Annotated in this window: 21 protein-coding genes; 16 read left to right on the plus strand and 5 right to left on the minus strand. The window is 72.1% G+C overall.

Annotation, left to right across the window (positions count from 1 at the left end; translation table 11 throughout):
• From FK498_RS03275 to ettA, 9 genes are all read left to right on the plus strand, one after another.
• The coding region (locus FK498_RS03275) for a DUF4339 domain-containing protein (protein WP_141851490.1) at nt 1–255 on the plus strand (255 nt) is incomplete at its 5' end.
• Nucleotides 215–1,366, plus strand: a complete 1,152-nt coding sequence (locus FK498_RS03280) for a zinc finger domain-containing protein (protein ID WP_161988295.1) — start codon at nt 215–217, stop codon at nt 1,364–1,366. The genes FK498_RS03275 and FK498_RS03280, both read left to right, overlap by 41 nt.
• Before the next feature lie 45 nt (nt 1,367–1,411).
• The gene (locus FK498_RS03285; RefSeq protein ID WP_141851494.1) at nt 1,412–2,428 is read left to right on the plus strand and encodes an efflux RND transporter periplasmic adaptor subunit; all 1,017 of its coding nucleotides are present in this window, start codon (nt 1,412–1,414) and stop codon (nt 2,426–2,428) included.
• 1 nt (nt 2,429) lies between these two features.
• On the plus strand, nt 2,430–3,680 hold the full coding sequence (locus tag FK498_RS03290) for an ABC transporter permease (RefSeq protein ID WP_141851496.1): 1,251 nt from the start codon (nt 2,430–2,432) through the stop codon (nt 3,678–3,680).
• On the plus strand, nt 3,677–4,363 hold the full coding sequence (locus tag FK498_RS03295; protein ID WP_141851498.1) for an ABC transporter ATP-binding protein: 687 nt from the start codon (nt 3,677–3,679) through the stop codon (nt 4,361–4,363). The genes FK498_RS03290 and FK498_RS03295 overlap by 4 nt, the downstream gene beginning before the upstream one ends.
• 84 nt (nt 4,364–4,447) lie before the next feature.
• Nucleotides 4,448–5,248 (plus strand): ABC transporter ATP-binding protein, encoded by an 801-nt coding sequence (locus FK498_RS03300; RefSeq protein ID WP_141851500.1) that lies wholly within the window; start codon nt 4,448–4,450, stop codon nt 5,246–5,248.
• Nucleotides 5,249–6,052 carry a creatininase family protein gene (locus FK498_RS03305; protein ID WP_141851502.1) on the plus strand — a complete coding sequence of 268 codons (804 nt, stop codon included), beginning with the start codon at nt 5,249–5,251 and terminating at the stop codon, nt 6,050–6,052.
• Nucleotides 6,045–7,421: an FAD-binding oxidoreductase gene (locus tag FK498_RS03310; RefSeq protein WP_141851504.1), complete on the plus strand. Its 1,377-nt coding sequence runs from the start codon at nt 6,045–6,047 to the stop codon at nt 7,419–7,421. The genes FK498_RS03305 and FK498_RS03310 overlap by 8 nt, the downstream gene beginning before the upstream one ends.
• A 90-nt stretch (nt 7,422–7,511) precedes the next feature.
• Entirely contained in the window at nt 7,512–9,194 is a 1,683-nt protein-coding gene (gene ettA / locus FK498_RS03315) for an energy-dependent translational throttle protein EttA (RefSeq protein WP_141851506.1), read from the plus strand.
• 321 nt (nt 9,195–9,515) lie between these two features.
• Here ettA and FK498_RS03320 read toward each other — a convergent pair whose 3' ends face one another.
• Entirely contained in the window at nt 9,516–10,187 is a 672-nt protein-coding gene (locus tag FK498_RS03320; protein ID WP_370510867.1) for a DsbA family oxidoreductase, read from the minus strand.
• A 231-nt stretch (nt 10,188–10,418) separates the two neighbouring features.
• Here FK498_RS03320 and FK498_RS03325 point away from each other — a divergent pair, with 231 nt between their 5' ends.
• A complete protein-coding gene (locus FK498_RS03325; protein ID WP_141851508.1) occupies nt 10,419–11,087 on the plus strand; it encodes a hypothetical protein in 669 nt (222 codons plus the stop codon).
• Nucleotides 11,088–11,215: 128 nt separating this feature from the next.
• Nucleotides 11,216–12,904 (plus strand): methyl-accepting chemotaxis protein, encoded by a 1,689-nt coding sequence (locus tag FK498_RS03330; protein ID WP_141851510.1) that lies wholly within the window; start codon nt 11,216–11,218, stop codon nt 12,902–12,904.
• Nucleotides 12,905–12,919: 15 nt separating this feature from the next.
• Here FK498_RS03330 and FK498_RS03335 read toward each other — a convergent pair whose 3' ends face one another.
• The 3 genes from FK498_RS03335 to def all read right to left on the minus strand — a co-directional run bounded on the left by FK498_RS03335 (nt 12,920) and on the right by def (nt 14,674).
• Entirely contained in the window at nt 12,920–13,156 is a 237-nt protein-coding gene (locus FK498_RS03335) for a YMGG-like glycine zipper-containing protein (RefSeq protein WP_141851512.1), read from the minus strand.
• 287 nt (nt 13,157–13,443) lie between these two features.
• Entirely contained in the window at nt 13,444–14,088 is a 645-nt protein-coding gene (locus FK498_RS03340) for a COQ9 family protein (RefSeq protein ID WP_141851514.1), read from the minus strand.
• Between the two features lie 13 nt (nt 14,089–14,101).
• The gene (def, locus tag FK498_RS03345) at nt 14,102–14,674 is read right to left on the minus strand and encodes a peptide deformylase (RefSeq protein ID WP_141851516.1); all 573 of its coding nucleotides are present in this window, start codon (nt 14,672–14,674) and stop codon (nt 14,102–14,104) included.
• Nucleotides 14,675–14,868: 194 nt separating this feature from the next.
• On the opposite strand from def, the gene rpsU reads away from it, so the two are divergent.
• Both rpsU and FK498_RS03355 read left to right on the plus strand, forming a co-directional pair.
• Nucleotides 14,869–15,072 carry a 30S ribosomal protein S21 gene (gene rpsU, locus FK498_RS03350; protein WP_019014777.1) on the plus strand — a complete coding sequence of 68 codons (204 nt, stop codon included), beginning with the start codon at nt 14,869–14,871 and terminating at the stop codon, nt 15,070–15,072.
• A 129-nt stretch (nt 15,073–15,201) separates the two neighbouring features.
• Nucleotides 15,202–15,744, plus strand: a complete 543-nt coding sequence (locus FK498_RS03355; RefSeq protein WP_141851518.1) for a hypothetical protein — start codon at nt 15,202–15,204, stop codon at nt 15,742–15,744.
• On the opposite strand, the gene FK498_RS03360 is transcribed toward FK498_RS03355, so the two are convergent.
• On the minus strand, nt 15,737–16,216 hold the full coding sequence (locus tag FK498_RS03360; RefSeq protein WP_161988296.1) for a DUF3293 domain-containing protein: 480 nt from the start codon (nt 16,214–16,216) through the stop codon (nt 15,737–15,739). The two genes, FK498_RS03355 and FK498_RS03360, sit on opposite strands and share 8 nt — an antisense overlap.
• Before the next feature lie 349 nt (nt 16,217–16,565).
• Between FK498_RS03360 and FK498_RS03365 the strand changes: the two genes are divergently transcribed.
• The 3 genes from FK498_RS03365 to FK498_RS03375 all read left to right on the plus strand — a co-directional run bounded on the left by FK498_RS03365 (nt 16,566) and on the right by FK498_RS03375 (nt 20,667).
• Complete coding sequence (locus FK498_RS03365; protein ID WP_141851522.1) at nt 16,566–17,537, plus strand: TAXI family TRAP transporter solute-binding subunit; 972 nt, start codon at nt 16,566–16,568, stop codon at nt 17,535–17,537.
• Nucleotides 17,538–17,603: 66 nt separating this feature from the next.
• Nucleotides 17,604–19,565 carry a TRAP transporter fused permease subunit gene (locus FK498_RS03370; protein ID WP_141851524.1) on the plus strand — a complete coding sequence of 654 codons (1,962 nt, stop codon included), beginning with the start codon at nt 17,604–17,606 and terminating at the stop codon, nt 19,563–19,565.
• Nucleotides 19,549–20,667: an enolase C-terminal domain-like protein gene (locus tag FK498_RS03375; RefSeq protein WP_141851526.1), complete on the plus strand. Its 1,119-nt coding sequence runs from the start codon at nt 19,549–19,551 to the stop codon at nt 20,665–20,667. Before FK498_RS03370 ends, FK498_RS03375 begins: the two co-directional genes overlap by 17 nt.
• Nucleotides 20,668–20,724: the final 57 nt, after the last annotated feature.

Below are 20,724 nucleotides of genomic sequence, written 5' to 3' on the forward strand. Positions count from 1 at the left end.
GCTTCCCCCGCCCCGCCGCCGCCGCCCGCCGCCGCGCCGCCGCCGGTGCCGCAGCGGCAGTGGTTCCTGGCCTTCGGCGGCACCGCGCACGGGCCGCTCGCCGAGAGCGCGCTGCCCGGCGAGGCCCGCGCCGGACACCTGAGGCCCGACACCCTCGTCTGGCGCGAGGGCATGGCCGACTGGAAGCCTGCCGGCGAGGTGCCGGAGCTCGCCTTTGCCCTGGTCCCCGTCCCGCCGCCGCTCCCCGGAGCCTGATCCCGCGCCGGACGCGGCGGAGGAGCGGCTCGACCGCATCCCCTGCTCGCAGTGCGGGGCGGAGCTCACCTATGCGCCGGGCACGCGGATGGTGCGCTGCGCCTATTGTGGCCACGAACAGCCGATCACCGGCTCGCCGTGGCAGGTGGTGGTCGAGCGCGACCTCGCCGCCGCGCTGGCCAAGGCCGCCGACGAGCACCTCACCGAGGACCGGCGCATCCTCAAATGCCAGACCTGCGCGGCGAGCTTCGACGCGGCGGAAGGGCAGGGGGCCGGGCACTGCCCGTTCTGCGGCAGCGCGATCGTCGCCGATCCCGCGCGCACGCGCCGCATCCGTCCCGACGGCGTGGTGCCGTTCGCGATCCCGCGCGACAAGGCCCAGGACGCGCTGCGGCAGTGGCTCGCCGGGCTCTGGTTCGCGCCCTCGGACCTGTCGCGCAGGGCGGAGGCCGAGGCGCGGATCGAGGGGCTCTACCTGCCGTTCTGGACCTATGACTGCGACACCACGACCGAGTACCAGGGCGCCCGCGGCCTCCGCGTGGTGCGCCACGTCCCGGTGACGCGCCAGGTGCAGGGCAGGCTCGTGACGCGGATGCAGCCAGTGACCGAGCTGCGCTGGACGCCTGTTGCCGGCCGGGTGGCGCGGCACTTCGACGACGTGCTGGTGCCGGCGGCCCGCGCCCTGCCGCTCCAGGATCTCGGCCGCGCCGGCGCGTGGAACACGCAGTCGGTCCGCGCTTACGCGCCGGACTGGCTCGCCGGGTTCCGCTCCGCCCTCTATGACGTGCCGCTCGCGGACGGATTCGCCGCCGCGCAGGCGATCATGCGCGGCGTGATCGAGTCCGACATCCGCCACGACATCGGCGGCGACGCGCAGCGCATCACCGCCTCACGCACCACCTGGCGCGGGGCGAGCTTCAAGCACGTGCTGCTGCCGGTCTGGGTCGCCGCCTATCGCTACCGCGGGCGGACCTTCCGCTTCGTCGTCAACGGCCAGACCGGCCAGGCGCATGGCGAACGGCCCTGGAGCGTGGGCAAGATCGCGTTTGCGGTGCTGGCGGCCTTCCTGGTCGCCGCTGCGCTGGCGTTGGCCGCCGCCCGGATCGGTTGACCTGGGGCAAGCCCCGCCCTTGCCGTGACGTGCTAGAGAGCCGCCGTGCGCCGCCTCTTCCGCCTTCTCGTCATGCTCGCCCTGTTCGGCGGCGTCGGAGCCGCCGCGTGGTGGTGGCTCGCGCGGCCGCCGCTGGTGCGGGCGGACGTGGTCACGCTCGGTCCGGCGGTGGATGCGGTCTATGCCACCGGCACGGTCGAGCCGGTGCTCTGGGCGCGCATCGGGCCGCTGGTGAAGGGGCGGCTGATCGCGCTCGAGGCCGAGGAGGGCGAGCGCGTGCGGGCCGGGCAGGTGCTGGCGCGGCTGGACGATTCGGTCGCGCGCGCCCAGCTCGCCGAGGCCGAGGCGCGGGCGAGCTTCCTGCGCGAGGAGGCGGGGCGGCTGCGCGCCCTGGCCGCGCGCGAGATCGTCGCCCAGGCGGCCCTCGACCGGGCCGAGAGCGAGGCGCGCGCGGCGGCGGCGGTCGTTGCGGCGGCGCGGCAGCGGCTGGACGACTTCGTGATGCGCGCGCCGATGGAGGGCCTGGTGCTGCGCCGCGATGGCGAGATCGGCGAGGTGGTCGACACCGGCAACACCGTGTTCGTGGTTGGCGAACGGCGCCCGCTGCGCGTCACCGCCGAGGTTGACGAGGAGGACATCCTGCGCGTCGAGCCCGGCCAGCGCGTGCTGCTGAAGGCCGACGCGCTCCCGGGCCGCGTGCTCGAGGGGCGGCTTGCCGAGATCACACCCAAGGGCGATCCGCGGCTGAAGGTCTATCGCGTGCGCATCGCCCTGCCGGACGACACGCCGCTGCTGGTCGGCATGACGGTGGAGGCGAACATCATCGTGCGCGAGGAGCCGCAGGCGGTGCTCGCTCCGGCGGCGAGCGTGCGCGACGGCGCGGTCTTCGTGGTCGAGGGCGATGTCGTGCGGCGCGTGCCGGTCAGGCTCGGCGTGCAGGGGCCGCTGAAGGTGGAGGCGCTGTCCGGGCTCGCGCCGGGGATGCGCGTGGTGACCGATCCGCCCGCCACGCTTGCCGACGACATGCGCGTGCGCCTGCCCGCCAACGCATTGGCGCACTGAGATGCCGCTCGCGCTCGACATCGCGCTCGGCCATCTCGGGCGACGCAAGCGGCAGACGCTGGTCTCGGTGCTTGGGGTTGCGCTCGGTGTCGGCTTCTTCATCGGCATCACCGCGCTGATGCGCGGCTTCCAGACCTATTTCGTGCGGCAGGTGATCGACGTAGCCCCGCATGTCGTCATGAAGGACGAGTTCCGGCTGCCCGACGTGCAGCCGGCCGCGATCGCCTTCGCCGGCGGCGCGGTCGAGGTGCGCGGGGTGAAGCCGCGCGACACCGTGCGCGGCATCAAGGAGGCGGGGGCGAAGATCGCCGCCGTCGAGGTGATCCCCGGCGTCGCCGTGGCACCGATGCTGCGCGGCCCGGCACTGCTGCGCTACGGCCCGCGCGACACCTCGGTCTCGATCGGCGGCATCGAACCCGAGCGCGAACGGCGGGTGACGAATATCGAGAAGGACATGACCGAGGGGCGGCTCGAGGATCTGCGCGCGACCGCGAACGGCATGATCGTGGGCATCGGCGTTGCCCAGCGGCTCGGCGCCGAGGTGGGCGACACGGTCACCGCCGTCTCGCCGGCCGGGGTGGCGCAGTCCTTCCGGATCGTCGGCATCATCTCCACGGGCGTGACCGCGATCGACAACAGCGAGGCCTATGTGCTGCTGCGCCTCGCCCAGGTGCTGCTCGACCGGCCGAACGTGGTCAACGCGATCCGCATGCGCCTTGCCGATGTGCGCCAGGCCGAGCCGCTCGCGCGCCGGCTGGAGACCGTGTTCGGCTACCGCACGGAGTCCTGGGAGGAGAGCAACCGCAACATCCTCGGCCTGTTCGTGATCCAGAACGCGATCATGTACAGCGTGGTGGGCGCGATCCTGCTGGTCGCCGCCTTCGGCATCTACAACATCATCTCGACCGTGGTGCACGAGAAGGCGCGCGACATCGCGATCCTGAAGTCGCTCGGCTTCCGGGCTGCCGACATCCAGCGGATCTTCCTGCTCGAAGGCGCGATGGTCGGCATCGCCGGCGCCTTCGCCGGCTGGGCGGTCGGGCTCGGGCTGATCGAGCTCCTCGCCCAGGTGCGGTTCGAGCAGATGGGACCGGTGATCCAGGGGCGGGACCGGTTCCTGCTCGCCCGCGAATGGTGGCCCTACCTCGCCGGCGGGGGCTTCGCGCTCGCCGCCGCCTCCGTCGCCGCGTTCATCCCCGCCCGCCGCGCCTCGCGGCTCAACCCGGTGGAGATCGTGCGGGGGGCGGCGTGACTGCCCTGCTCCGCGCCGAAGGCGTGAGCCGCGTGCTGCCCGGCCCCCAACCCGTGACGCTGGTGCGCGACATCGACTTCGCCCTCGGCGCCGGCGAGTTCGTCGCCGTCACCGGCCCCTCGGGCTCGGGCAAGTCCTCGCTCCTCTACCTGCTCGGCCTGCTCGACCGGCCGACGGTCGGGCGCGTTGCGATCGAGGGGCGCGACACGGCCGGGATGAGCGACGACGAGCTCGCCGGCCTGCGGCTCGCACGGCTCGGCTTCGTCTTCCAGTTCCACTTCCTGCTGCCCGAGTTCACGACGCTCGACAACCTGCTGATCCCGATGCGGCGGCTCGGCCGCTGGGGCGAGGCGGAGCGCGAGGAGCGGGCGCGGGCGCTGCTGGCCTCGCTCGGCATGGCCGAGGCGGCCGACAAGCTGCCGGAGCAGCTCTCGGGGGGCATGCGCCAGCGCGCCGCGATCGCCCGGGCGCTCGCCAATGACCCCGCTCTGCTGCTGGCCGACGAGCCGACCGGCAATCTCGACACCCGCAACGCGCGGATCGTGTTCGACATCTTCGAGCGGCTCGTGGCCGAGCAGGGACGGAGCGTGGTCGTGGTGACGCATGACCAGGAGCAGGCGGCGCGGGCGCCGCGTCAGGTGCGGCTGGTGGACGGGCGGATCGTGCACGACAGCGGCGCCTGATCCACCCCTTGCGCAAACGGCGTCGTGCCGGCATCTGCCCGGCATGGACCGGATGGGCCGGGGAGCGGCGCGCGGGGCGGGGCGGTGAGGGCGGAGACGCCGTTCGTCGCGCTCGAGCGCGTCAGCCTGACCTACGCCGGCGAGGGCGGGGGCACGCTCGCGGTCGAGGGGCTGGATCTCGCGATCGCCCGCGGCGAGTTCGCTGCCGTGGTCGGACCCTCGGGCTGCGGCAAATCGACGCTGATGAAGCTGGTGACCGGCCTTGCCCCGGCGAGTGCGGGCAGCGTGTCGGTCGGCGGACATCGCGTGGCGGGGCCGCTGAAGATCGTCGGCATGGCGTTCCAGAACCCCACCCTGCTCCCCTGGCGCACCACGCTCGACAACGTGCTGCTGCCGCTGGAGATCGTCGCGCCCCACCGGGCGAGCTTCCGGCGCGAGCGCGCGCGTCATGTCGAGCGGGCGCGGGCGCTGCTCGCGACGGTCGGTCTCGCCGGGTTCGAGGACAAATACCCCTGGCAGCTCTCGGGCGGGATGCAGCAGCGCGCGAGCCTCTGCCGCGCGCTGATCCACGAGCCGGAGCTCCTGATGCTGGACGAGCCCTTCGCCGCGCTCGACGCCTTCACGCGCGAGGAGCTGTGGGGCGTCTTGCAGGAGCTCTGGCTCGCCCGCCGTTTCACCTGCATCCTGGTGACACACGACCTGCGCGAGGCGGTCTATCTCGCCGACACGGTGCATGTGATGAGCGCGCGGCCCGGGCGGATCATCGCCACGCGCGCGATCGACCTGCCGCGCCCGCGCACGCTCGAGGGCAGTTTCGGGCCGCACTTCGTCGATCTGGTGCATGAGCTGCGCGGCCGCATCGCCGCGGCGCGGTCGGAGGGGTGAATGCCGGCGCGGTTCTGGCATGATCTGACCTGGCCGGAGTTCGCCGCGCTCGATACGTCGCGCGCGGTGGCGCTGCTGCCGATCGCCGCGACCGAGCAGCACGGCCCGCATCTGACCGTCGCCGTGGACACCACGATCAACGAGGGGGTGGTACGGGGCGCGATGGCGCTGATCCCGGACGAGGTGACGCTGCTCGTGCTGCCGACCCAGGCGATCGGCGTCTCGGTCGAGCACGGGCGCTTCCCCGGCAGCCTCACGGTCGCGCCCGAGACCGCGATCGCGGCATGGACGGAGATCGGCGCCTCGGTCGCACGCGCCGGCATCCGGCGACTCCTGCTGCTGAACAGCCATGGCGGCCAGCCCCAGGTGGCGGAGATCGTCTGCCGCCGGCTGCGCATCGTGCATCGCCTGTTCGCCGCCACTGCGATGTGGGACCGCATCACCGCGCTCGCCGACCTGATCCCGCCCGACGAGCGGCGATTCGGCATCCATGCCGGGCAGATGGAGACCGCGCTCATGCTGGCGCTGGCGCCGGAGCGCGTGCGCGCCGATCGGGTGCGTGACTTCGCCAATGCGACCGCCTCCCTGGACGGCAACACAGTGCTGCGCGCGGGCGGCGCGGTGGCGTTCGGCTGGCAGGCGCAGGACCTGAACGCGTCCGGCGCGGTCGGCAACGCCGCCGCCGCCACCGCGGAGCTCGGCGCCGCGGTGCTGGCGCGCGCCGCCCAGGCGGTGGCGCGGCTTGTCGCCGAGATCGCGGCGATCGATGTCGAGGCCTGGCTGAAGGAGGACACGCGTGCGTGACCTTGCCGCATTCCTCGCCGCGCTCGACGGCATCCCCCTCGAGACCGACCGCGCGCTGGTGCGCCAGAAGAGCCGCGACTTCTTCTGGTACTCGCCGGTGCTGAAGCGTCAGCTCGACCGGGTCTGCGGCGATGCGGTGGTGATGCCGCGGAGCGAGGCCGAGGTCGCGCGCGTGCTCGCCGCCGCGGTGCGGCACCGCGTCCCCGTCACGCCGCGCGGCGCGGGCACCGGCAACTACGGCCAGGCGATGCCGATCCGCGGCGGCATCGTGCTCGACCTCTCGGCGCTCGACCGCGTGCTCTGGACCCGCCCCGGCGCGGTGCGCGCGCAGTGCGGTGCGAAGCTGCTCGACATCGATGCCGAGGCCCGTACCGCCGTGCGCGGCGAGCTCCGCTTCCATCCCTCGACCCGCCGCACCGCGACGATCGGCGGCTTCATCGCCGGCGGATCGTCGGGGATCGGCTCCTGCACCTGGGGCATCCTGCGCGAGCCGGGCAACATCCTTGGACTCAGGCTGCTGACGATGGAGGAGCACCCGCGCGCGATCGAGCTGCGCGGCCCGGACATCCAGAAGGCGAACCACGCCTATGGCACGAACGGCGTGATCACCGAGGTGGAGATGCCGCTCGCGCCCGCCTGGAAGTGGGTGGACGCCGTCGCCGCCTTCCCCACCCTGATGGACGCCGCGCGCTTCGCCGACGCGTTCACGCGCCAGGACGGGATCGCGAAGAAGCTCGTGAGCGTGCTCGCTTCCGGGATCGCGCAGAGGCATTTCCGCGCGCTCGCGCCCGTGCTGCCGGAGGGACGGGCGATCGTGCTGCTGATGGTCGCCGCCCCGTTCCTCGAGTTCCTGCCCGGTCTGCTCGCCCCGCATGGCGGGGTGGAGATGCACCGGCAGCCGAGCGATGAGGCCGAGGTGCCGCTCTACGAGTATTCCTGGAACCACACCACGCTTCAGGCGCTGAAGACCGACAGGTCGGTGACCTATCTGCAGACGCTGTTCCCCCCGCCCGGTCATCTCGCCAAGGTGGCTGAGCTGGAGGCGGCGTTCGGCGACGAGGTGCCGATCCATCTGGAGTTCGTGAAGTTCGGCGGCGAGGTGGCGTGTTTCGGCCTGCAGCTCGTGCGCTTCACCACCGAGGCGCGGCTTGCCGAGATCATCGCCGCGCACGAGGCCGCCGGTTGCCCGATCTTCAACCCCCACGCCTACACGCTGGAGGAGGGGGGCATGAAGAGGGTCGATCACGCGCAACTGGCGTTCAAGCGCGAGACCGACCCGCTGGGCCTGCTGAATCCCGGCAAGATGCTGGCGTGGGAGAACCCCGACTGGCGGCCCTCGCAGTCGCGGTATCTCTACGGGGCGGCATAGGACGATCGCGGCCAGCGCGGTTGCCCCTCCGTTCGCCCCCGCGCTAGAACCCGCCCGACCCCCGACACCCAAGTTCCGAAGGCCGAGCCCATGCCCGCCTACCAGTACGTGTTCGTGATGAAGAACCTGACCAAGGCCTATCCGGGCGGCCGGGAGGTCTTCAAGGGCATCACGCTGTCCTTCCTGCCCGGCGCCAAGATCGGCGTGCTGGGCGTGAACGGCGCCGGCAAGTCGACGCTGCTCAAGATCATGGCCGGGATCGAGAAGGATTTCGGCGGCGAGGCCTGGGCGGCCGAAGGCGTGCGCGTCGGCTACCTGCCGCAGGAGCCCGAACTCGACCCGACGAAGACGGTCGGCGAGAACGTGCGCGAGGCGCTGGGCGACGTTGTCGCGGCGCTCGACCGGTTCAACGAGATCTCCAACGCCTTTGCCGAGCCGATGGACGACGAGCGGATGAACGCGCTGCTCGCCGAGCAGGCCGCGCTCCAGGAGAAGATCGACGCCGCGAACGGCTGGGAGATCGACCGGCAGATCGAGATCGCGCTCGATGCGCTGCGCTGTCCGCCGGCGGACAGTCCGGTCACGCACCTCTCGGGCGGCGAGAAGCGGCGTGTGGCGCTGTGCAAGCTGCTGCTCGAGAAGCCCGACCTGCTGCTGCTCGACGAGCCGACCAACCATCTCGATGCCGAGAGCGTGGCCTGGCTCGAGACGACGCTGCGCACCTATCCCGGCACGGTGATGGTCGTCACCCACGACCGCTACTTTCTCGACAACGTCACCGGCTGGATCCTCGAGATCGAGCGCGGCCGTGGCTATCCGTACGAGGGCAACTACTCCGCGTGGCTGGAGCAGAAGCGCAAGCGGCTCGAGCAGGAGGAGAAGGAGGAGACCGCACGCATGCGCGCCCTCGCCGCCGAGCGCGAGTGGATCGCGGCCAGCCCGCGCGCCCGCCAGGCGAAGAACAAGGCGCGCATCCAGCGCTACGAGGAGATGCTGGCTGCGGCGAACGAGAAGGCCGCCGGGGTGGCCGAGATCGTCATCCCGCCGGGTCCGCGGCTGGGCAGCGTCGTCATCGAGGCCGAGCATCTGAGCAAGGGCTACGGCGATCGGCTGCTGATCGACGACCTCTCCTTCAAGCTGCCGCCGGGCGGCATCGTCGGCGTGATCGGCCCGAACGGCGCCGGCAAGACCACGCTGTTCCGCATGATCACCGGCCAGGAGCAGCCGGACAGCGGCACCCTGCGCATCGGCGAGACCGTGAAGCTCGGCTATGTGGACCAGTCGCGCGACAGCCTGGACGCGAACAAGACCGTCTGGGAGGAGATCGCCGGCGGCGAGGACGTGATCATGCTCGGCAAGCGCGCCGTGCCTTCGCGCGCGTATGTCGGCGCGTTCAACTTCAAGGGGCCGGACCAGCAGAAGAGGGTCGGCGTCCTCTCGGGCGGCGAGCGCAACCGGGTGCATCTCGCCAAGATGCTGAAGTCGGGCGCGAACGTGATCCTGCTCGACGAGCCGACCAACGATCTCGACGTCGATACGCTGCGCGCGCTGGAGGAGGCGCTGATGGACTTCGCCGGCTGCGCGGTGGTGATCAGCCACGACCGCTGGTTCCTCGACCGGCTCTGCACCCACATCCTCGCCTTCGAGGGCGACAGCCACGTCGAGTGGTTCGAGGGGAACTTCCAGGCCTACGAGGAGGACAAGCGGCGCCGCCTCGGCGAGCACGCCACCGACCCCCACCGGATCAGGTACAAGCCGCTCGTCAGGGTCTGATACCCGGCCGACAAAGGTTCGACCTTTGCCGGCCGGGCATCAGGCCTTGGTTTTGCGCGCGGCCGCCCCTTGAGCCCCGCGCGCCATACCCTCCGCACAAAGGTCAAACCCTTGTGCTCCGGGTATGAGCGGCGCTCGCCTGGGCGAAGGGGGGGCGCGACGCGGCCGGGCCTCCCTGGCCGCCCACGCGGAGGCGCTGCGACATCGGGTCGGCGCGTGATCCCGGGATGACGCCGCTTCGGCGGAGCGTCCCTTGGACGTGACCGCCGCGCCCCGAGACGGGGCGATGCCGACGTCGCAGGTCTAACCCCGGCGGCGGATCTACAGTGCGCCGGCCTGTTCCATCGCCGCCACGTCGAGCAGCCGCTCCAGCACCTCGGGCTCCTGCGCTCCGGCGATCGCGTGCCGGCCGGCGACGACGAAACAGGGCACGCCGTTGATGCCCAGACGGTGCGAGCGCAGGTTCTCCACCAGCACCGCCTCGGTGTCCTCGCCCGAGGCGAGAAACGCCGCCGCGCCGTGCGCATCGAGCCCGGTCTCGACCGCGATCTGCACCAGGGTCACGCGGTCGCCGATGTCGCGCGCCTCGGCGAAGTGGGCCGTGAAGAGGGCCTCCACCACCTGCGCCGCCCGATCGTCGCGCGCGGCGAAGCGCACCAGGCGGTGCGCATCCACGGTCGGCGGGGTGCGCAGGATGCGCTCGAACCGGAAGGTGAGCCCCTCGGCCCGCCCCACCTCGGCGATCGCGGCGTGCAGCCGGCGCGCGCGGTCTTCGCCGCCGAACTTGCGCTGGATGTAGTCGGCATGCGCCATGCCGCGGGCCGGCATGTCGGGGTTCAGCAGGAAGGGCTGGAAGACGAGATCGACCGCGAGATCCGGGCGCAGCGCGAGCGTGCGCGTCAGCCGTCGCAGCCCGATCCAGCACCATGGGCAGACCACGTCGAACACCATCTCGACGGCGAGCCGCTCCGGCGGCCGGGCCAGCATGTTCATGGGCGGACGATAGCGGAACGCCGACCGCGGCACCATGCCGCGGCCACCGCGCTGGCACGCGGCGGCGACGCATCGCGCGCGGGGCTGGTGGGGCGGCCGCGCGCGAACATGACCCCGTACCAGCCCGCCGAAGGTCAAGCCTTCAGCGGGCTGGTATGAAAACATCGTAGATTGATTTATTTTATAAATTTTGACATAGTAAGCATAGCAGTCGGGGAGAGAATGAAACCGATGACCGACAAGGTGTTCTTCATGCCGTTCGATCCGCGCCGCCCGGAATTCGTGTATGCACAGTTCGAGTATGGCGCGACGAAAGGAGGTATAGACAAGAACCAGATCCAGATCGACCACGAACTGGCCAAGGGACACCGCGCGATTTCGGTCTGGTGGCAGCCTGGCAAGAAGAACCCGTTCCTCGCGGGCCTGTCGGACGGCCAGATCTACATTCGCGGCCATGGCATGCCCGGCTACAAGTCCATCGAGGGGGGGCGCGGGGGCGAGCGGGTGGACTACGACGAGGTCGTGGACCGGCTGCTCCAGAGCGGCCTGCGCAAGACCTTCGCCGGCAAGATCAAGTGCTACAGCTGCCACAGCGCCGAGTTCGGCGATACGGCCGGCAGCATGGATCGCGAGCAGGTCGGCACGCCGTTCGCGCAGCTCGTCGCCGATGAGCTCTATGCGCGCGGCGTCCGGAACTGCACCGTTTTCGGCTACTGGGGCGCGATCGACAGCTTCGTGAAGGATGGTTCCGAAGGCCGGCACAAATACGTGCGGGTGAAGAAGGTCGTCGACGGCAGGATGCAGCAGGTGGAGTACGGCCGGGCGAGCGAGGCGCGCTACCAGTTCGTCGGGCGGCCGAGGCCGAAGAAGCCGGGCCTCCTCCAGCGCCTCTTCCGCTGACCGGCATCTCTGTGGCCGCACTGCCCGGCCCGGCCCGCCGCGCGCCGGACCGGCGCGGTGAACGCAACGGTCTGTTAAGTGGCTTCGGCGATGGTACAGCCCTGGGTTGAACCTTCCGGAGAGCCACGATGTCGTTCCTGATCGGCCTGCGCATCGGGCCGCGCCTCTACCTCGCGCTCGCGTTCCTGGGCCTCGTCGCCGTGGGCGGCCTCGCCGCCAGCCTGACGGCGCTCGCCACCTACGACCGTACGGTGCAGGCTCTGCAGAACGCGGCCGAGCGCACCCAGATCGCCGAACGAATCAATGGCCTCGTCTATGCCGTGGTGATGGACAGCCGGGGCATCTACATGTCCCCCGACACCGCGAAGGCGAAACAGTTCGCAGACGGCATCCGCCGCTTCCTGCCTGTGATCGAACGCGACGTGGCGCGCTGGGAGACGCTGATCCCCGAGGATCAGCGCCCAGCCTTCGCGGCCGTGAAGGCCTCGGCCGCCGAGTTCGTGCGGTTCCGCGCCGAGACGGCGCGGCTCGGCACCGAGGAGAGTCCGGCGGCCGCCAATGCCCAGGGCAACAACGAGGAGAACCGGCGCAACCGCAAGGCCTTCAACGACGCGCTGAAGGCGATCGCCGACGCCACTGCCGCGGAGGTCGAGGCGCGCGCAGCCGAAGTCGCCGGGCTCTTCGAGCGGCTCGCGCTCTGGCTCACGCTCGGCACCGCGGCCGGGCTCGGCGTCGTCGGCCTGCTTGCCTGGCTGCTCGTCAGCCGCACCGTGGTGCGCCCGCTGGAGGCGGTGACGGGCGCGCTCGGGAGCCTGTCCGAGGGCCGCACCGACGTCGCCGTGCCGGGGGCGGAGCGGCGCGACGAGCTCGGCCGGCTTGCGCAGACCGCCGAGCGGTTCCGCGCCGCGCTGGTCGAACGGGCGGCGATGGAGCAGGCGCGGCTCGCCGAGGCGAAGGCGAAGGAGGCGCGCGCGGCGGCCATGGCCGAGGAGGTCACCCGCTTCGACGGCTCCGCCTCCGGCCTGCTCGCCCGGCTCTCGGAGTCCGCCGCGCGGCTGGATGCGGCGGTCGTGGCGATGCGCCATATCGCGGAGGTCTCGGCCCAGGGCTCGACCGCGGCGGCCGGTGCGGCGGAAGAGGCCTCGGCGAACGTCCAGACGGTCGCCGCCGCGGCCGAGGAGCTCGCCGCCTCGATCGCCGAGATCACCCGCCAGGTGAGCGAGGCGGCGCGAATCGCCGGCCGTGCCGTCACCGAGGCGCGCAGCACCGATGCCACCGTCCAGAGCCTGGCCGAGGGCGCGCGCAAGATCGGCGAGGTGGTGCGGCTGATCAACGACATCGCCGGGCAGACCAACCTGCTCGCGCTGAACGCGACGATCGAGGCGGCGCGCGCGGGCGAGGCGGGCAAGGGCTTCGCCGTGGTCGCGTCCGAGGTGAAGAACCTCGCCAGCCAGACCGCCAAGGCGACCGAGGAGATCGGCGCGCAGATCGAGGGGATCCAGGGGGCGACCGATCAGGCCGTGGTGGCGATCAAGGGGATCGGCGCGGTGATCGAGGAGGTCGACCGGATCGCCGCCGCGATCGCCGCCGCGGTCGAGGAGCAGGGCGCGGCGACGCGCGAGATCGCACGCAACGTCCAGCAGGCCGCCTCCGGCACGGCCCTGGTGTCGGCGCGGGTCTCCGATGTCGGGCAGGCAGGGCGGGAGGCCGAGGCTCAGGCGGCGACCGTGGGGGAGGCCGCCGCGGCGGTTGCCGCCTCGGCCGGTGGCCTCAGGAGCGAGATCGACGCCTTCCTCGGCCGGATCAAGGCCGCCTGAGCAGCAGGGCCGGCCTCAGCGCCAGGCGGGCCGGCCCAGGTTCACCTGGTCGCTGCGGGTGAGCGCGCCGGCCGCCGCGCCGACGGCACCGCCGATCAGCGCGCCCTCCAGCAGCGTCGCGCCGGTGACCGCGCCGATCGCAAGGCCGGCACCGGCGCCGATCGCACCGCCGGAGAGGGCACGGTCGCCGACGGTGTTGCCGCAGCCGGCAAGCGCCAGGGCCGCAAGGGTCAGGGCCACGAAGCGAGTCATCGGGGGTCTCCGCTGCGAATCGGACATGGCTACACTCTACCCGAAGCTGTGGCGGGAAGACGGCGCCTTCGCGGCAGCGTCCCGCCGCGGCATCGCCGACCGGGGGCGCCACGAGGGCGCGGCCGCCATGGCGATGCAGCTCCACATCGCACCTACAGCACGCCCAGCAGGTAGAGCAGCAGGATCACCGGCAGGGGTACGCCCAGAAGCCAGAGCAGCACGCCGCGCATCATGTCCTCCGTTCCGGCCTCGCTGCGGCGTGAACGCCGGCCCGAGCGGCTGGTTCCTCAGGCGCGGCGCAGCCGTGCGAGCAGGCCGAACGGGTCGGGCAGGCGGGCGGCGATCTCTCCCAGGCGCCGCTGCGCCTTCGGGATCAGCATCAGCGCCTCGATCCGGCGGTCGAGGAAGCGCAGCGTCTCCTCCGCGCCCTCGCTGTCGTCGCGCAGCCAGTAGAGCATGGTCGCGCCGTAGATCGCCGCCAGGCTCGCGCGCTTCGTGTACCAGGAGAAGTCGGCCGAGCGGTCGCCGATCGCACGCCAGATCGCATCGACCGTGCGCGCGGTGATCCGCGCCGCGGCCGGCGCGTTGTGCGGCAGGGCGAGCAGCGCGGTCGCGCGCGCCGCGGCCTCGCGGGCCCCGGCGTTCTGCTCGAGTCGGATGCGGATCGCCGCCGCCACGCGGTCGCGCACCCGCATGGCGGCGAGATCGAGTCCGCCCACCGCTTCGGCCATGCGGCGGTCGGCCAGGTCGCACCAGACCTCGATCGCCTCGACCGGGCCGCCGGGGAAGAGCAGGGGGAGGTCGGCCGGATCGAAGCCGGCATCCGCCAGCCCTGCGCGCAGCGCCTTGCGCGTCCAGCCGTCCAGCGGCACGTGCGGCAAGGCGGCCTCGACGGCCCTGTCGCGCTCCTCGCTCCGTTCGATTCCGCCCATGGCTGCTCCTCGTTCAGCCGTCGCGTCCGCCCGCCCTGGGCGCCTGCGCCGCTGCCTGGGCGGCGCGCGCGATCTCGTCGGTGAAGCCGAACAGCGCGAAGTCGTCCATCCGCATCGGGTAGAGGATGCCGTCGAGATGGTCGTATTCGTGCTGCACCACCCGCGCATGGAACCCCGCGACCGTGCGCTCGATCGGGGTCCCCTCGAGGTCGACGCCGCGGTAGCGCACGCGCGCCGGCCGCGGCACCGCGCCGCGCAGGCCGGGGATCGACAGGCAGCCCTCCCAGGCCACGTCCACCTCCTCGCCGGCGGGCTCGACCTCCGGGTTGATCAGCACCTGCACGCCGGGGCCGGTCGGGATGTCGTCCGGCGCGCCGGTCAGCCGCTCGGGGCGGCAGCGGAAGACGAAGAGCCGCAGCGGCACGTGCACCTGCGGCGCGGCGAGGCCGGCGCCGTCGGCATCGAGCAGCGTCTCGACCATGTCGGCGACGAGCCGCCGGATCTCGGCCGCGCCCGGATCATCGACGGGGCTGGCGCGCGCCAGCAGAACAGGGTTGCCCATGCGGGCGATCTTGAGGATGGCCATGCGGGATCCGCGCTGTTTGCCGAGAGATAGGACGGATCGCCGCGCCGGCAAAGCCGGGGGCCGGCCTTCCGCGCCGCGCGCCCGTGTGCTATCCACGCCCCTCCCGAGCCGGCCTCCGTCTCGGGCCTGTTTTTGCGCCCGCAGGTGACCCCGATCCCGGGGAGGGCGTGAGAGACGATGGAGGGTGTCTGCACGTGCAGGTTCTGGTTCGCGACAACAACGTCGACCAGGCGCTGAAGGCGCTGAAGAAGAAGATGCAGCGGGAGGGGATCTTCCGCGAGATGAAGCTCCGCCGCCACTACGAGAAGCCGTCCGAGCGCCGCGCGCGCGAGGAGGCCGAGGCCGTGCGCCGCGCCCGCAAGCTGGAGCGCAAGCGGCTGGAGCGCGAGGGGTTCTGACCCGATGTCCGGGGGCGCGCCTGCGCCCCGTCGAGGCGATCAGACCGCGGTTCGGGCCCGCCCGGAGCCGCGGTTCGGTTTTCCAGGGCAGGCGAATCGCCGATCGGTGATGCAGCCACGATGGGCCTGATGCGCGCGATCATCGGCACGATCCTGGGGCTGGTGCGCTGGCTTGGCGCGCTGGCGCTCCGGCTGCTGACGCCCTGGCGCTGGTTCCGCCGCCGCCAGCCGGCTGCGGTGCCCGCGCCCGCCGGCGCGCAGGCCGAGGAGGACTGGCCCGAGATGCCCCGGATCGGCAAGCCGGGCAGCGCGACCGACGAGCAGGTCGAGGCGCTGATGGAGCTGCGGGTCGTTCCGGCCCCGCCCTGCCGCGACCTGCACGACTATTCGGCCGAGGAGGCGCAGGCGATCCTGGACGCGATCGCCTTCGCCCGTGCCGTGACGGCGCAGGTGACCGGCGGCGAGGACGAGGACGCGCCCCCCGAGGCACTGACCGCGCTGCTGAACGAACTCCTGGCCGAAACGCTCGCCGATGCCGAGCTCCGCGCCTTCGCGCTGCGCTGGGCGAAGAGCGGCGCGTCGATGCCGATCCGCGAGAACACCACCTTCGAGAAGGCGCGCGCGGTGGTGCTGCGCCACTGGCAGCCGCACGAGGCGCCGGCCTCTACCTGAGCAGCACCAGCTGCGCCGGGCCCTCTGCCGGCACCCAGACCACGGCGTTCTGCTCGAACATCCGGCCGAGTTCGGCCGCCCGCGCCACTCCGTCGAGGGCGACCAGGAACGAGGGTTCCGGCGCCCACCCGCCGGCATCGTCTCCGCCCGCGCCGGCCAGGAACGGCCAGCCCTGCGCCTCGATGTGCGCGCGCAGCCGCGCCATCGCCGCCGCGTTCGCGGCCTCGTCCTGGCGCTGCCCGCGCGGGTTGCAGGCCGTGACGAACGCCGCGCCGGCGCAGCCCCGGGCGCCCAGCCAGGCCTGGGTGCGCGGTGCCGGCGCGCCGATCCTGAGCGTCTCGGCGCCTTCCGGCAGCTCCACCCGGTACCAGGCCGCGCGGTAGGCGGCGATCAGCGCCGCCGACAGGCGTGACCGCCCTGCCGGCTCGCGGCCCGCGCTGGCCTTGCCCTCGTTCGCGTCGTTCTCGCCCACTGGGTCAGTCGCCGCTCGCTGGTCGCTCTCGGCTTGGCGCGTGTGCCGCTTGCGCTCGCCCTGCCGTTCGTTTCCGCGCAGGGGCGTGCCTCTCCGGTGGTCGGGCTTCTGCATCGGCCCCGACGCGGGTGTGCACTCCGTGCGGCTGTCTTTGCCGGCTTGGGGGACGACGCGGAGTGGTTTGGCATCGCAACGTCCTGCCTCCTCCGTTCGCGCGCACGCCGCGGCCGTTCGTCCATCGGACGCGCGCATGCCAGCCGAGGTGCGCAGCCCCGGGCGACCCCGGTTGCCCCGGGCGCCCGGCCGCCGCATGATCGCGTTCCGGTGAGGCCACGACAGGGAGACGATCGTGACGACACGACGGATGATTCTCGCGGCCGCGGCGGCGCTGGCGGCGGCCGGCCCGGCGCAGGCGCAGACCTATGAGATGGTGGCCGGCGCGCTCGGCGGCGGCTGGTATACCATGGCGACGGGGCTGTCGCAGATCCTGCAGGAGAACGTGCCCGGGCTGACCATCCGCGTCGTGCCGGGCGGTGGGCTCGGCAATCCGACGCGGGTGCAGAACGGTGTCAGCCAGATCGGCTTCGGCCTCGACTTCCTCGTCTCCTCGGCGATCAAGGGCGAGGAGCCGTATCGCGCGCCGCACGACAAGATCAGCCATATCGGCGTGGGCTGGAGCCCGACCGAGCATCACATGCTCCGCCGCACCGACGAGGGGCCGGCCGACATGAAGGCGATCCTGACCATGCGCGGACTGCGCATCGGCACGCCGCAATCGACCTCGTCCGACACGCTGACGCTGATCCATATCCTCAAGCATCTCGGTTCGAGCTTCGACAAGATCCGGGCGGATGGCGGTCGCGTGGTGCAGGGCAGCTACACCGACATCGCCAACGCCTTCATGGACGGACAGGTGGACTACCTGTACGTGGCGCTCGCCCGCCCCGCGGCGATGGTGAACGAGATCGTGCGCGGCCGTCGACCCGCCACGCTGGTCGCCTTCCCGCAGGACATCCGCGACCACCTCTCGCGCACCTACGGATTCAGCCAGGGTGTGATCCCGGCCGGTACCTATCCCGCGCCGATGCAGACCGGCGAGGTGCCGGTCACCACCATGGACACCGTGCTGGTCGTGCCGACGGCGATGCCCGAGGACGTCGTCTACCGGATGCTCAAGGCCGTGATCGCCAACCGCGCGCGGCTGAAGGACATCCATCCCTCGATGGCCGCGTTCGACCCGGCGGTGGCATGCAAGTATCCCGGCGCGCCGCTCCACCCAGGCGCAAGGCGCGCCTACGCCGAAGCCGGCTGCACGCCCTGACGCTCGTCGCCCTGCTCGCCGGGCCGGGATCCTTCCCGGCCCGCCCGTATTCGTAACGGCCCGCGCATGCGCGAGCTTGCCGGTCCGTGGCGTGCGATCGTCTGGTTCTATGCCGCGCTGGTCGGGCTGGGGCATTTCTGGCTCGGCGGCGCGGGGCTGATGGAGCTGGTCGCGCGCGAGGGCTTCGGCGCCGGCCGCTGGACGCAGGACGTCTTCCCGGTGCTCGAGCCGCTGCAGCTGCGCGGCTTCCATCTGACCGCGCTCCTGCCGCTGATCTTCCTCCTCTATCCGGCGCTGCCGGGGCGCAGCCCGCAGGGTCGGCCGAGCCTGCCCGATCTCGTGCTGGCCGCGCTCTCGGCCGCGCCGAGCCTCTCCTTCCTCGTCCATGCGCAGCAGATCAACGCGCGGATGGAGTTCATCGATCCGCTGACGCCGGTCGAGTGGTGGCTCGGCCTCGCCGCGATCCTGACGCTGCTCGAGGCGATCCGCCGCGCGGTCGCACCGATCCTGGCCGGCATCGTCGTCGTGTCGCTGATCTACATGTATGTCGGCCACTGGATGCCGGGCGTGCTCAACACGCGGCCGTTCGATGTCGCGATGATCATCGAGACCGCCTACATCGTGCCGATCGTCGGCGGTATCTTCGGCCCGCTCACCGGCATCGTCGCCGGCACGATCGCGATGTTCATCCTCTTCGGCGCCTTCGTGCAGGGCTCGGGCACGGGACGGCTGTTCTCCAATTTCGGTGCGGCCGTCGCCGGACGCTTCGCCGGCGGGCCGGCCAAGGTCGCGGTGATCACCTCGGGCCTGTTCGGCACGATGAGCGGCTCGACCGTCTCGAACGTCGCGACCACGGGCTCGATCACTATCCCGATGATGAAACGTCTCGGCTACCCGGCCGCGGTCGCGGGCGGGATCGAGGCGGCGGCGAGCACCGGAGGCGCGATCATGCCGCCGGTGATGGGCGCGGCCGCGTTCGTGATGGCCGAGATCACCTCGATCCCCTATGGCGACATCATCCTCGCCGCGGCGATCGGCGCGGTGCTCTACTTCTTCGCGATCTTCGTCTCGGTGCATTTCGAGGCGAGGCGGCTCGGCCTCGCGGCGATGGAGCCGGAAACGATCCCCGGCTGGCGGGTGGTCGCGCGCGATGCGCATCTGGTCGTGCCGATCGCGGTGCTGGTGTGGCTGCTGGTGGCGCGCTGGTCCGGCAACTTCGCCGCCTTCGCCGCGACCGTGCTGATGATGGTCTGCGCCGCGCTGCGTCCGCACACGCGCATGGGGCCGCGCGCGATCGGCGACGCCTTCGCAAGCGCCACGCAGACCATGGCCGTGCTCGCCGCCGCCGTGGCGGGGGCCGGAATCATCACCTCGGCGCTGACGGTGACCGGCTTGGTCGTCGCCTTCGGCGGCATCGTCAAGGGATTGGCTGGCGGCAGCCTTGCCCTGCTCTGCGTATTGCTGATGCTGACCGCGCTGATCCTGGGCATGGGCGTGCCGACGACGCCGGCCTACATCATCACCGCGGCCCTCGGCAGCCCGGTGCTGCAGGAATATGGCGTCGATCTGCTCGCCGCGCACCTCTTCATGTTCTATTTCGCGGTGCTGGCGGACGCGACGCCGCCCGTGGCAGTGGCGTCCTACGCCGCGGCGGCAATCGCGGGGGCGAACCCGATGGCGACGGGCGTGCAGGCGCTGCGCTTCGCGCTCGCTGGCTTCGTGGTCGGCTACGCCTTCATCTACGACCAGGGAATCCTGCTGCGCGGAGGCCTCGTCACGATCGTCGAGGACACGGTGACGCTGATCGCCGCGCTCACGCTCGCCGGCGCCGCGTTCGGCGGTTTCTTCCGTGCCCGACTGTCGACATGGGCGCGTGCGGTCGCGCTTGCCTGCGGCCTGGGCGCGGCCTTCGGCCACATGGTCTCCGACCATGCGCGGCTCGGCTTCGTGCTGGTTGTGCTCGCGGTCTTCTGGCTGATGCCGGGACCGTTCTCCGCGCGGGAGGTGCGCCATGCCGGACCTGGTTGAACGGATGGAGGTGCTCCGGATCGACAGCGAGATCGCGATGCGCCGGGCGCACGGTTCCGGCGCGATCGCGCGCCGCGTGGGGCGGGTGATCCTGCGCCTGCTGACCGCCGACGGCATCGAGGGGCTCGGCGAAGCCGCGCCCTGGGCCCCGTTCGGCAACACCGCCGACACCACGGCGGCCGCGATCGACGGGCCCCTGCGCGCGGTCGTGGAGGGCGCGGACGCGACCCGCATCGCCGCGCTCGTCGAGGCGATGGACCATGCGCTGATCGGCCATCCGGAGGCGAAGGCCGCGGTCGAGATGGCGCTCTGGGACATCGCCGGGAAGCGGCTCGGCGTGCCGGTGCACGCGCTGCTCGGGGGCGCGGTGCGCGAGACGATCCCGCTCTCGTTCTCGATCGCCGACCCCGATTTCGCCGCAGATCTCGACCGGGCGCGCGCGATGGCCGGGCAGGGGATCGGCATCTTCAAGGTCAAGACCGGCTTCCTCACCCATGCCGACGATCTCGACCGGCTCTCGGCGCTGCGCGAGACCTGCCCGGCCGCCGACATCCGTGCGGACTACAACCAGGGCTTGGCACCCGAGGAGGCGCTGCGCCTCTGCCGCGATCTCGATCCCCTCGGCCTCGGCTTCATCGAGCAGCCGGTCCGCCGCGGCCAGGAGCGGGTGCTGGCGCTGATCGCCGCTGCGCTGGACACGCCGGTGATGGCGGATGAGAGCGTCTACTCCGCGCGCGAGATGCTGGACTGCGCGCAGGCGGGCTGGGCGGACTGCGTCTCGATCAAGCTGATGAAGGCGGGAGGGATCCTGCGCGCGCGCGAGGCCGACGCGGTGGCGACCGCCGCCGGCATCCCGACCTATGGCGGCACGCTGTGGGAGGGCGGGATCGCTCTTGCCGCCGCCGCGCACCTGATCGCGGCCTCGCCCAACATCCGGCTCGGCTGCGAGTTCTACATGCCGCGCTACGTGCTGGCGCGCGACGTCACGGCCGAACCGTTCCCCTACGAGGGGGGGGCGGTGCGCGTGCCGGACGGGCCCGGCCTCGGTGTGACGCTCGACGAGGAGACGTTGAGGGCCGATCTGGTCGCCGCGCGCGGCTGATACCCTCCGCACAAAGGCTCGACCTTTGTGCGGAGGGTATCGCGCGCGGGGCTGGTG

The sequence above is a fragment of the Elioraea sp. Yellowstone genome (assembly GCF_006704265.1).
Lineage (GTDB): Bacteria > Pseudomonadota > Alphaproteobacteria > Acetobacterales > Acetobacteraceae > Elioraea.